We start from the raw sequence: 11,734 nt of genomic DNA on the forward strand, positions 1-11,734 counted from the left end.
AGGGCAGGTTCATTTCCGTGTTAGTGCTTTAACCCCGCTCCTTCTCTGCGGAATATGCGCGACGCGAGAAAAATAGTGAAAACGACATAGACAAGCAGGGAGCCAATCCCCAGAAGCGCATGCATCGGATCGACCTTGCCATAAAACACTTCCTTGGACAGTGCGACGCCGTTGAACACAGGCATCACGTAATAATGTGCAGGGATGTCGACCGGACTGACTGGCATCAGCATGTACGAGGGGACCATCGCCAAAAACAGGACAGCACTCATGTACGTCTGTCCCTCTTTAAAAGACTTGGCAATCGTACTCAAAACAAGCTCCAACCCTGCAAAAAGCGCCGCCAACAACAAGATGGTCACGATAAGCACCAACAAAGTGACAGGCGAGAAGAACGCGAGTGTAAAATGATCTCCTTCCGTCGCCATTGGTCCCAGACGCATGGCCAAGGTGACAGAAATGAGCGATGCTACTGCCCCCATGGTACTCATGGTCATGACAGCCAACAGCTTTGCCGTGAGGATGTGCTGGGCTGCAATCGGTGCCGTCAACAGCGATTCGAGCGTTCCCCGCTCTTTCTCACCAGCTACGAGATCATTCGCTGCGGCCATTCCTGCGGATGCGAGTGAGACTACCAACATCAACGGAATAATGCCAGCCAGCATCCCTCCAGACTTCCTTTCCTCAGAGGCTGTATTTTGAAAGGTGGAGACAATCGGCTGAATCGTCTGCTCAGACAAGCCAGCTTGGTTCAACCTTTTCGCTACGACTTCCTTGCTGTAAGCCTCTACTGTCTGCTCGATCAACGTACGGGCATAGACAGATTTTTGATTGGTCGAGTCATAGGCAACTGATAACTGCGCTGTTTTACCCGCCGCGATCTCTTCATCGAAGCCAGCCGGAATTGTCAAAATAGCGCGTAGCTGACCTGCTTGCAGTGCTTGTTCCGGATTGGACGGTTCCAAGATTTGCACAGCGGGATTTTTTTGCAAAACAGCAATCAATGAAGATGATCCTTGAACGGCTAACGGGATGTACTCCCTCGCTTCTTTTTCCACATTGCTATACGACGTCCCCAGTAAAAAGAAGACGAACGGAATGACGAGCAGTGGCACCAGGAGCGTCCCCATCCACGCCTTGCGATCGCGAAACAAGTCCATCAGCTCTTTTTTCAATACGGTCCAAACGACATGCAAGCCCATCAGCCCTCGCTCCCTTCCACGACAGCCATGAAAATGTCGTCCAGATCCTCTGTCCCAAACTGCTCGCGTAAAGTATCCAAGCCTCCGGCGAACCGCAGCTTACCCTTGTGCATGAGCGCAACTCTTTTGCACAGCTTGTTAATCTCGCCCATGTTGTGACTGGAAAACAGAATCGTCTTCCCCTCTTCTTGCAGCTTTCCGACCATTCTTCGAAAGATTGTGGCAGCCGTTACATCCAGTCCTGTCGTCGGTTCATCCAACAAAATGACATCGGGATCGTGTACGAGCGTCCGGGCAATCGCTACCTTTTGCTTCATTCCCCGGGAAAAGGCACCCACTCGCCTGTCTAAAAAAGCGTCCATCTCAAGCATCCGGCTCAGACTGCCAATCCGCTCCTCAAGCCTCGCTTGCTCCAAACCGTATAGACGACCGAAATACGCGATATTTTCCCGCGCTGTCAAACGGCTGTATAGACCCACATCTCCCCCGAACAAAATGCCGATTCTGCGGCGCACTTCAAGCGGTTGCTGCCGAACGGAAAACCCGCTAATCTCGATATCTCCCTCGGTCGGGCTCAAAACCGTCGCCATCATGCGCATCGTCGTTGTCTTACCCGCACCGTTTTCGCCGAGAAGTCCGTAAACCTCGCCTGCCTCGACCCGAAACGATACATGCTGGACCGCTGCGATTTCCTTAAATCGCTTGCTAACATCCTTGACCTCAATCAACAGCAGCCCCTCCTCTCCCGTATTTTCACTAGAATCGTACCTTCAGTAAGTACGACGCCCGCTTTTCTCCCATAAACGTCACCTGTACGACACCCGTCCGCCCGCGCAAAACCCGGGGTATGGCGCCAGTGACCTGAAATTCCCGCCGCTTCTCATCGACTCGCGCGACAGACACGGAGCCTGGGGGCGAAAAGACCTTGTCGCCTTCCAGTGTGTAAAACGAAAGAGTGATTTCTCCCGCTTGTCCGTGTGCCTCTCCCGAAAAACGGATGATCTCCATCATTCCTGACACCGCTGACACTCCCGTGAGGTCAAAAAGCGGGTGACGTAGGTTCGCAAGCGTCTGCCCTTTTTTCCAGTCCTGCAAAAACGCGTCAAACTCCTGCACAGCAACCATCCACGCCGCCGAGGAAACCATAGTCGCAGGGACATGCGAAGGTATTGCACCAAACACAAGTGCAGAAGACGTCATAACCAGTGGCAACCAAATAGAAAACATGCTAATTCCCTCCAATAATTGGTTGCCCTTAGCATGCCCTTACAAAAGTTACCCGTATGTGTCTTAGGCGAATCAGAATCTTTTGACTTTGAAAGTTGTAACTCTCGTATCCTACAAAGGATAACGCTCTTTCCACTTGGTCAGGGAAAAGCCTTCAAACAGCGCGACGAAAGTTTCCGTATCGTTAATATAATGACGGGTTTCTTTTGCCTCAGGGTGCTTTTCTAAAAACAGCGTCGCTACCAAATGGCTGACAGGAACACCTTCTGCCTCTTGATCGTAAATGCCCCGTTCAGCGAGCACTTTGCCAAAATAACGCACATAGGTGACGGTTATTGTTTTTTCTTGGCCATTTTCTTGCCACGTAGAAATGGAACGATCAAATGTATCAGACGGTGAACCACCCTTTCCAGGTGCCACACTTTCTCCTGCAACAGAAATGAGCTTCATGTACTCCCATCCTCCTTTTTCTTCCTGTACGTTCATTATAGGGGAGAGTGGAAATTGTTACAAATTGCTTTGTCATCTGCCATTGGAAAACTACTGCCTTTATTTGTCTGATACACTAGACAGAACGATTAAAAAAACTCCGAATTTTTTTTACATCCCGTGTCAGAAAATCCGTGAACCAGAAGTCTACACAGTAAATCAACAAATCACGAGGAGTTTTTGCGATGGATCACTTGATAATCAAGCCTAAGACTCATGAGGAACACACCCAGATAGAAGACGAGGCTCTGGTAGAGCAGGCGAAAGCAGGAGATCAGGAGGCGTTTAGCGAGCTGGTCAGGCGTCATCGCTCCAAAGTATACGGCTATGCACGGTCGTATACACAAGAAGCCTTTCTTGCCGAAGACATCGTTCAGGATGCTCTCATTCGTGCTTTTTTGCACCTGGGAACGCTGGTGGACAGCCGACGTTTCCTTCCTTGGCTGCATCGGATTGTGCGCAATCAGGCGTACACACGGCTTTCGAAGGGGCCGCAAAAAAGGGAAACAGTCTTCTCGAGTATGGGCAAACAAACGCATGAGCAGGAACCGACTGACTGGGAGGACCTCGATAGTATCCTGCACAGGCTGGGACGATCTTGGTCGAACTCTGCGCAGAACACCAATCCCGAAGAGGTCATGGTGCGGCGTGAACTGTTTGAGACGATCAGGAGCCTGCTGTACTGCCTCAATCCTCGGGAGAGACGCATTGTGGAATCTCATTTTTTTGATCATTTGGCCCCTCATGAGATCGCCCACATGTTCCAGATGTCCCAGGCAAATGTGTATCAAGTGCTATCGCGTTCTCGCAAAAAACTGATTCAGGAAAAAACTCGTGTCGTTGTTGATCAATACATGAAGACGAGAAAGGTTGCGGGGAGTATGAAACAAGCAGTATTGAATAAGCCAGAAGCATTCACGATGCCTACTTGGGTTACTTGCGCAGCGGCACTATACGGAATGGTAGAATCGACCGAACGAAAAATGTCTTTGCCGATGATACTTGGCCTGAGCGGCCATGCCTTTCGCTTGACGATCGTTCCTGGAAATATCCATATTGCGGGCCCGACAATGTTTCACTTTCAACGAGTCTTGCAGCAGGGTTTGAAAAACATGGGCTTTGAATCTCGTGCCGTCACCTCGTATCATCTTTCCTGCGAACCAAGCATGAATGCCAATCAAGTTGCTCCCTCGCTATTAAGCCAAGAGGCCCGTGAAAAGCGCCAGCTGTCTGTCCTCTTGCCGGAAGCGTTAGAGCTGGTTCACCGCTCCATCGACAAAGGGCATCCTGTGCTTGCTTGGGATCTGTTCATGCCGGAGTTCGGCTTGATCTACGGCTATGATGATGAAAAAAGAGTGTTTTACGCAGGAGACAACTGCCGAAACGACAGTACCATTCCCTATGAAAACTTGGGGCGGGGTATCGTCGAGGAGTTATTTGTCCTTGCCATCGACCGTGCGCTTCCGGTCGACCAACACACGATGCTTACAAATGCTCTCCACTCTGCACTCGTTCATTATCGTGGAGAAGAACCGCAGGACCCGAGCTGCGTCAATGGTCTAGCGGCCTATGCTGCTTGGCAGGAAGCCTATGAAAAGGGAACGGTTGAGCGGAATGGCAACTCGTATACGACCGTGGTGAACGGGGATGCACGTCGCTACGCCTCTCTTTTCTGGAGCGAAATCGTTGATACGTGGACAGATTCTGTATTTGATGAGGTTCGTCCGCTGATGAAAGAAGCAGCTGGCTTGTACGGGGCGATTGCTGATGGCTTTGACACGTTAAGCAAGCTTTTCCCATTCCCGGCTGGGGGCGAGCCGAATGATGCGGAGAAGGGCAGGCAGGCTATTGCATTGTTGCAGGCTATTGAGCGAGATGAGCGTGCTGCCGTATCGGTACTGGAACAAATACAGACGGGACTCACTGCAAATCAGGCATCCACATAAAAGGGACAGAAAAAAGAACGCAGTCAGAAAAGCTGCGTTCTTTTTCGTTCGAATTATTCCTCGTATTCGCCCCATTCAAGTGTGCCTTTTACAGCATCTACGTAAGGCCAGCCCTTGCTCTTGTCAACCGTATAGACAAGGGTGAGAAAAGGAGCTTGTTTGCCTTCGTAGGTTGGCAAGAAGTAGGACAGCTTTACAGGGAGATTTTTAGCTACGATTTCAGCAGCTTGTTGCTCCGTTACGGATGGCTTCAGGATGGGAAGAGTGCCCTCTTTTTCCGGCAAATTTACAATGAAAGTAAATACTTGTCCATTCTCTATATCGATCTTCATCCAATAGTAACGGTCGAACACAGGCAAACCATCGTGCAGTTCATAAAAAATGAAAGTATACGTTCCTGTTCCTGTATCCTCCTCCTCTTTACCCTCTCCTTCATTCAACTCGACCATCCAATCGGCCAATTTCGGCTGTTTATATGGATCAAATATCTCAACCTGCCATTCAGTAGAGGATTTATCGACATATGGCTCGATGAAGGAAATTGCTTTTTTCAAGGCTTCTTCTTTCGATAAGGGGACAGGCAAGCTTTTTGTTTCCATAAAAATATCCGCACTAGTGACCTCTCCCGTAGAAACATCCACCGAAATAGAAACGCCTTCATACCCAAACTCATCATCTCTCCAGGAATGTATGACCTCACCATCAACTTCTTCTGTATAGTATTCTGTGAACATCTTCTTCGTATCTACGCCATACAGGCTCGCCGTGACTTTTTCTCCATCTGCCCTGCTTTTGACAATAAGCGGCTCTCCTTTTGGCGATAGCGTAATATTCTTCAGGTTGTCAGGATTTCTTTTTCCATTCCCGGCTAATTCAGTTCCATGAGTGAAGTCAATCTGCTTTCCTGTCACGGCATCGATGTAAGCGTTATTCATCCATAAGTATTGCATGCCCGGCTTGGCATCTTTCCCTTCCAGCACATAGCCCAATTCAAGACGATCAGGAGTGAAAAACTGCTTTTTGACAGCTTCTGGTGTCAGTGCCGTTTTCGGATCTGGGACCTTGGTCTCTTTCAAATCAAGTAGCTCACTGGATACACCCAAGATATGACCAGCATAATCCGTCGACACATATATGCCCATCCTATTCCCCAATATTTCCAGCCCATTTAGTTCAACTGGATAATAAACGGAGCGGTATATTGTTGAGTTATCAGTCAAATCTTCAGGGTCTTCCTTGTTAACAGCTTTGGATAATGTAGGCGAGCCTGCTTGTTTTCTTTTGTCTGCCCCTAATAACTCAAGCACTGCTTTTTCTGCCCGTTGCAAAATAATCTCGTCTGTCGCAATTTCACCTTGCTTCCAAATATGCAAACTGGCGCTGTACATGAACAACTCACCTGTTTTTCTGTCAAAGACAACAGTGGCACTCATGTCATTGGATTCGGGACTTTCCAGATTGAGATTTAACAGATTTTCATCCATCTCACTTTTCACAATCGTTCGTTTCGTCAACGTTTTCAATGCAGGCTCCAGCTTTTCTAAAGCAGCTACGATTTGAGTGGCCCGCTCCGGGAGCTTTTCCTCGCTTTTTGTTGCAGATGCAGTGTAGCTAGGATGGATTTCAGGACTTGCAGCCATAGCTATTCCACTTATTCCTGGCAACATCATTGCTATTGTCAATGCGATTGCTGTGCGTTTTCCATTTCGTTTCATAAAATCTCCTCCTTCTTTCTTAATCCTCGTACTCTCCCCATTTAAACGATCCGTTTACGGCATCTACAGTTGGCCAGCCTTTGCTCGTATCGAGTTTGTAAACGAGAATGGGTGCATTCTTCTCTCCTGATCTCGGCCAGATATAGGTCAACCTGACCGGTACCTGTTTGGAAACAATCTCTGCTGCCTGTTGGGCTGTTACAGATGGTTTGAGCACAGGATATTTACGATCCTCTGCTGGAACTGATGCCACGAATTCAACGACTTGTCCCTTATTTGGATCAATTACTACTCCGTAGGAATACTCCATGAGCGGTATCCCATTTTGTTTTTCGAAAAATAAAAAGCCATACTGCTCGACGGATTTCTTGTCCTCTTTCTTGCTTTCCTCATACATTTCGACTTGCCACTCGGCTTTTTTAGCATGAGGCTCAATGAACGTAATCGCCTTTTGCAAGGATTGCTCTTTTGTTAGGGGCACTGAGAGATTTTCGATATGTGCCAAATTTACGTATCCACCGATATCGCCAGTCACTTTGTTCACCATAATAGAGGCCCGATTAAAGTCGATAGGGTTCGACCAATCATAAGTGATTTCGCCCTGCTGTTCATCTTTTCGATAGGTTGTATACAGCTTCTTGGCATCAACCTCAAACAAATTCTCTAAAATCTGCTGATCGGTTGCGTCTTTTGCAATGAATGGCTTTCCTTGGGGTTTCAAGGAAATGTCCTTGATATCAGATGTATGGAGTTTTCCATCCCCTTCCCCTGCTCCCCATTCCATTTCGATCTGCTTTCCCGTCAATGCATCAAATACTGGTGACGTCCTCATGGTATATTCAATACCGGGTTTCCCATCTGTTCCTTCCCATACATAATAGCCATAACGAAGGCGTTCGGGCGTAAATATTTGCTTCTGAATCTCTTCTTTTGCCACAGCTTTTTTCGGATCAGCAACCTGTATCCCCGTCAAATCGAGCGGTTGAAAAGATAGGCCTAACAAATGCCCGCCTGAATCCATGTCCACATCGATACCAAAGCGCGTTTCGTCTATTTCCAGACCATTTAGCAGAATCGGAAAGTACACATTCGGGTATATAAACAACTCTTCTTCATCGTATACCGTTTTCGACAATTGAGGCGCATCTGTCATTTCTCGCTTCTTTTCTCCGAACAACTCTTGCACAGCTTTCTCAGCTTTTTGCACGATGGCTTCGTCCGTTACCTTTTCATTCTCTTCCCAAATGAATGGGGAAGCCTCGTAACCAAGTAATTCACCGCTCTGGCGATCAAAAAGCAGATATGCACTCATTTCGGTATCGTCAGGATGGCTTATATACAAATCCACTTGATTTTCATCGTAATCAGAAATAACGACCTCTCGGAGCGTCAGAGCTTTTAAAGCAGGCTCCAGCTTCTCCAGTGCAGCGACAATCTCTACCGCACGAGCAGGCAGCTTGACTTGTTCTTTGGATGGATTTTCAGCATTTTTCAAAATCATTTCCGGACTTGCAGCAAATGCTTGGGCCCCTGTTCCCAACAGCATGGTTGTCACTGCAAAAGCAGCCGTCGCACTTTTCCATTTTTGTGTCATGAACATTTCTCCTAATCAATTATGATGATAGCTATGCATTCTATCTTACTTTTTTCCCACTATTTAGCATAGATCAAAACACAAAAAAACAGCACCCTCCCCTTACAGAGAAAGTGCTGTCGTATGTTTTGCCCTACAGGCTGTTCAATACTTCCTGAATCAACTTGTTTACCATTCCCGGGTTTGCCTTCCCTTTGGTTTGCTTCATGACCTGTCCAACGAAGAAAGCAGCTGCTTTTTCGTTTCCGGACTTGAAGTCTGCCACGGCTTGTGGGTTGGAATTGACCGCATCGACGACGATTTGACGCAGAGCGCCTTCATCGCTGATTTGGACGAGTCCTTTTTCTTCGACGATCTGCTTCGGCTCTTTGCCGGTTTCCACCATCTCTTTGAAGACGGTTTTGGCGATTTTGGAGGAAATGGTTCCTTCCTCGATCAGCTTGATCATCTCACCCAAGCCTTTTGGTGTCATTTTTACATCTGCAAACACCAGGTTGTTGGCGTTGAGGTGTGCCAACAGGTCAACCATCAGCCAGTTTGCTACTGACTTCGGCTCTGCTCCTGTTTTCACCGTCTCATCAAAGAAATCAGCCGTCTCTTTGGAGATCGTAATGACTCCGGCATCATCCTTAGACAAGCCAAACTCGTTCACATAGCGTGCCTGACGAGCATCTGGCAGCTCAGGAATGGTTGCACGAACCGCTTCAATCCACTCCTCGGAAATCTGCATGCGAACCAGATCCGGGTCTGGGAAGTAACGATAGTCGTGTGCTTCCTCTTTGGAACGCATCGTCAATGTCTTCTTGTTCGCTTCATCCCAACGGCGCGTTTCCTGAACGACCTTGCCACCGGAAGAAACTACCTCCGTTTGACGTAGTACCTCGTACTCCAAGCCCATTTGCACATTGCGGAAGGAGTTCATGTTTTTCAGCTCGGCCTTGGTTCCGAATTCTTCTTGACCATACGGACGAATCGATACGTTGGCGTCGCAGCGCAGGGAGCCTTGTTCCATGCGAACGTCAGATACTTCGGTGTACTGGATGATCGCTTTCAGCTTTTCCAAATACGCACGTGCTTCTTCCGGTGTGCGGATGTCCGGCTCGGAAACGATCTCGACGAGCGGTACCCCGACGCGGTTGAAGTCTACGAGAGACTCTCCACCAAAATCGCTGTGCGTCAGCTTGCCCGCATCCTCTTCCAGATGCAGACGAGTGATCCCAATGCGCTTCGTCTCACCGTTTACTTCGATGTCGATCCAGCCATTGTAGCCGATCGGCTGGTCAAACTGCGAGATTTGGTACGCTTTTGGGGAATCCGGATAAAAGTAGTTCTTGCGGTCGAACTTGGTCTCACGGGAAATCTCGCAGTTGAGGGCGAGAGCTGCTTTCATCGCGAACTCTACCGCTTGCTTGTTCGTTACAGGCAGTACACCTGGATGTCCCAAGCAGATCGGGCATGTATGTGTATTCGGCGGTGCACCAAACTCAGTCGGGCAGCCGCAAAAGATTTTACTGTTGGTCGATAGCTCGGCGTGAACCTCCAAGCCGATGACGGTTTCGTACTTGCTCATGCTCTTACCCCCTCACCCATTCCGGTTTGCGCCCGTAGAAGCCTGCGGTTTGCTCATACGCATGGGCTACGCGCAATACGGTGGATTCGTCAAATGCACGACCTACGATCTGCAAACCGATTGGCAGACCGTTTTTGGAGAATCCGCACGGCACGCTGATTGCTGGCAAACCAGCCAGGTTTACAGGAACGGTACAAATATCCTCCAGATACATTTTCACCGGATCATCTACGTTTTCGCCTACTTTGAAAGCCGTAGAAGGCGTCGTTGGGTGCAGGATGACATCGTAGTCAGCAAAAATGCTGTTGAAGTCCTGGATGATCAGGGTACGCACCTGCTGCGCCTTTTTGTAGTAAGCATCGTAATAACCAGACGAGAGCGCGTAGGTTCCGAGCATGATGCGACGCTTCACTTCTTGACCAAAACCTTGGCTGCGGGATTCCTTGTACAGCTCGATCAGGTTGGCCGCATTGTCTGCACGCACACCATATCGAACGCCGTCAAAACGAGCCAGGTTGGACGAAGCTTCAGAAGAAGACAAGAGGTAGTAAGCTGGCACTGCATATTCTGTGTGCGGCATGGAAACCTCGCTCCATGTAGCACCCATGCTCTCCAGCTGCTTCAATGCTGCCAAAACAGCATCGCGAACCTCAGGGTCAATCCCTTCTCCGATCAACTCTTTCGGTACCCCGATACGCAGACCTTTTACATCTCCAGTCAATGCGGACAAGTAATTCGGTACGTCCACATTGGCAGAGGTAGAGTCGTATTCATCATGTCCCGCAATCGCTTGCAGCACATAGGCAGAATCCTCAACGTTTTTCGTCACAGGCCCGATTTGATCCAGCGAGGACGCGAACGCAACCAGCCCGAAACGGGATACACGTCCATATGTAGGCTTCAAGCCGACAACGCCACAAAAAGCAGCAGGCTGACGGATGGAGCCACCTGTATCAGAGCCAAGTGTGAAGTAGAAATGACGTGCAGCCATTGCCGCCGCTGAGCCACCGGAAGAGCCTCCCGGAACGTAGTCGGTGTTCCACGGGTTTTTCGCTGGGAAAAAGCCGGAATTTTCGTTGGAGCCGCCCATCGCAAACTCGTCCATGTTCAGCTTCGCAACGATAACCGAGTCGGCATCCTTCACCTTTTTGGAAACCGTCCCGTCATGGACAGGATCGTAGTTCGCCAAAAATTTACTCGCGCAAGTCGTGCGAATGTCTTTTGTAACCAGGTTGTCTTTCAGTCCGGCTGGCAAGCCGTAGAGAAGACCCAGCTCCTCATTTCCCTTAACCAGACGCTCGTCCAATTGACGGGCATGAGCCAAGGCTCCCTCTTCATCTACATGCAGGACGGATTTAATTTCTCCGTCATGCTCCTTGATGCTAGCGATGGAAGCCTGCACCAGATCCGTTACCGAAATCTCTTTTGCGCGCAGAGCGCTATGTATCTCAGACAATCGCTTGTCAAACAGCGACACAGTGGGTTCCTCCCTTCTCGTTATCCAGTAGGTTATTCGAATACAGCCGGTACTTTAAACTGTCCGTCTTCGTGATCCGGTGCGTTTTTCAGCACGTCCTCACGCGGCAGGGACGGTCTGTTTACGTCTTCGCGCATGACGTTTTTCACATCTGTAGCATGGCTGGTTGGCTCAATATTGGATGTATCGAGCTCATTCAGCTTGGCTGCAAAATCGAGAATCGCATTCAGGTCTTTTGTGTACCGCTCCGCTTCTTCCTCAGTGAGCTGCAAACGGGCCAAATTAGCTACGTGTTCCACTTCTTTGCGAGTAATGGCACTCATTCTTTCCACCTCCGAATCGTATCACATAACTTTGATCTTACTTGAAAAGAGCGGGTTCAGTCAATTTTCACGGGGATTTCGTCAGGGAAAACAAATAATGTTTTCGGCAAAAAAATATTGATCGATTATAACCAGTAAAAACACTCTGTCCGGCTGTTGTGGTGGGGAGGAAACAGGAGAAAACGCTTAGC

General features: G+C 48.8%; 10 protein-coding genes. 1 reads left to right on the forward strand and 9 read right to left on the reverse strand.

Translation table 11 applies throughout. The features are described 5' to 3' along the window. Positions 1 to 20 precede the first annotated feature (20 nt). The 4 genes from HP401_RS17340 to HP401_RS17355 form a co-directional block, all read right to left on the reverse strand. Positions 21 to 1,202 carry an ABC transporter permease gene (locus HP401_RS17340; protein WP_173605887.1) on the reverse strand — a complete coding sequence of 394 codons (1,182 nt, stop codon included), beginning with the start codon at positions 1,200 to 1,202 and terminating at the stop codon, positions 21 to 23. Continuing rightward, positions 1,202 to 1,930, reverse strand: coding sequence for an ABC transporter ATP-binding protein (locus tag HP401_RS17345; RefSeq protein ID WP_173605888.1), 729 nt, complete (start codon positions 1,928 to 1,930; stop codon positions 1,202 to 1,204). The genes HP401_RS17340 and HP401_RS17345 overlap by 1 nt, the downstream gene beginning before the upstream one ends. Positions 1,931 to 1,958: 28 nt before the next feature. Continuing rightward, positions 1,959 to 2,429 carry a hypothetical protein gene (locus tag HP401_RS17350; RefSeq protein ID WP_173605889.1) on the reverse strand — a complete coding sequence of 157 codons (471 nt, stop codon included), beginning with the start codon at positions 2,427 to 2,429 and terminating at the stop codon, positions 1,959 to 1,961. A 111-nt stretch (positions 2,430 to 2,540) separates the two neighbouring features. After that, positions 2,541 to 2,879 carry a hypothetical protein gene (locus tag HP401_RS17355; protein ID WP_173605890.1) on the reverse strand — a complete coding sequence of 113 codons (339 nt, stop codon included), beginning with the start codon at positions 2,877 to 2,879 and terminating at the stop codon, positions 2,541 to 2,543. A gap of 224 nt (positions 2,880 to 3,103) precedes the next feature. Between HP401_RS17355 and HP401_RS17360 the strand changes: the two genes are divergently transcribed. Further along, positions 3,104 to 4,864 carry an RNA polymerase sigma factor gene (locus HP401_RS17360; protein ID WP_173605891.1) on the forward strand — a complete coding sequence of 587 codons (1,761 nt, stop codon included), beginning with the start codon at positions 3,104 to 3,106 and terminating at the stop codon, positions 4,862 to 4,864. 53 nt (positions 4,865 to 4,917) lie between these two features. On the opposite strand, the gene HP401_RS17365 is transcribed toward HP401_RS17360, so the two are convergent. From HP401_RS17365 to gatC, 5 genes are all read right to left on the reverse strand, one after another. Beyond that, complete coding sequence (locus tag HP401_RS17365) at positions 4,918 to 6,579, reverse strand: YcdB/YcdC domain-containing protein (RefSeq protein ID WP_173605892.1); 1,662 nt, start codon at positions 6,577 to 6,579, stop codon at positions 4,918 to 4,920. A gap of 19 nt (positions 6,580 to 6,598) precedes the next feature. Further along, entirely contained in the window at positions 6,599 to 8,173 is a 1,575-nt protein-coding gene (locus tag HP401_RS17370) for a YcdB/YcdC domain-containing protein (RefSeq protein WP_173605893.1), read from the reverse strand. 133 nt (positions 8,174 to 8,306) lie between these two features. Continuing rightward, on the reverse strand, positions 8,307 to 9,743 hold the full coding sequence (gene gatB, locus HP401_RS17375) for an Asp-tRNA(Asn)/Glu-tRNA(Gln) amidotransferase subunit GatB (RefSeq protein ID WP_173605894.1): 1,437 nt from the start codon (positions 9,741 to 9,743) through the stop codon (positions 8,307 to 8,309). Positions 9,744 to 9,747: 4 nt separating this feature from the next. Continuing rightward, positions 9,748 to 11,220, reverse strand: a complete 1,473-nt coding sequence (gene gatA, locus HP401_RS17380; RefSeq protein WP_173605895.1) for an Asp-tRNA(Asn)/Glu-tRNA(Gln) amidotransferase subunit GatA — start codon at positions 11,218 to 11,220, stop codon at positions 9,748 to 9,750. A gap of 32 nt (positions 11,221 to 11,252) precedes the next feature. Next, positions 11,253 to 11,543 carry an Asp-tRNA(Asn)/Glu-tRNA(Gln) amidotransferase subunit GatC gene (gatC, locus tag HP401_RS17385; protein WP_007717539.1) on the reverse strand — a complete coding sequence of 97 codons (291 nt, stop codon included), beginning with the start codon at positions 11,541 to 11,543 and terminating at the stop codon, positions 11,253 to 11,255. Between the last annotated feature and the right edge of the window lie 191 nt (positions 11,544 to 11,734).

Source organism: Brevibacillus sp. HB2.2 (assembly GCF_013284275.1).
Lineage (GTDB): Bacteria > Bacillota > Bacilli > Brevibacillales > Brevibacillaceae > Brevibacillus > Brevibacillus brevis_D.

What these genes read in the sequence shown, in the direction of transcription:
- HP401_RS17355 (WP_173605890.1), bottom strand. Translation starts at nt 2,879, where the DNA reads ATGAAGCTCATTTCTGTTGCAGGAGAAAGTGTGGCACCTGGAAAGGGT.
- HP401_RS17370 (WP_173605893.1), bottom strand. Translation starts at nt 8,173, where the DNA reads ATGACACAAAAATGGAAAAGTGCGACGGCTGCTTTTGCAGTGACAACC.
- HP401_RS17340 (WP_173605887.1), bottom strand. Translation starts at nt 1,202, where the DNA reads ATGGGCTTGCATGTCGTTTGGACCGTATTGAAAAAAGAGCTGATGGAC.
- HP401_RS17365 (WP_173605892.1), bottom strand. Translation starts at nt 6,579, where the DNA reads ATGAAACGAAATGGAAAACGCACAGCAATCGCATTGACAATAGCAATG.
- HP401_RS17350 (WP_173605889.1), bottom strand. Translation starts at nt 2,429, where the DNA reads ATGTTTTCTATTTGGTTGCCACTGGTTATGACGTCTTCTGCACTTGTG.
- gatC (WP_007717539.1), bottom strand. Translation starts at nt 11,543, where the DNA reads ATGAGTGCCATTACTCGCAAAGAAGTGGAACACGTAGCTAATTTGGCC.
- gatB (WP_173605894.1), bottom strand. Translation starts at nt 9,743, where the DNA reads ATGAGCAAGTACGAAACCGTCATCGGCTTGGAGGTTCACGCCGAGCTA.
- HP401_RS17360 (WP_173605891.1), top strand. Translation starts at nt 3,104, where the DNA reads ATGGATCACTTGATAATCAAGCCTAAGACTCATGAGGAACACACCCAG.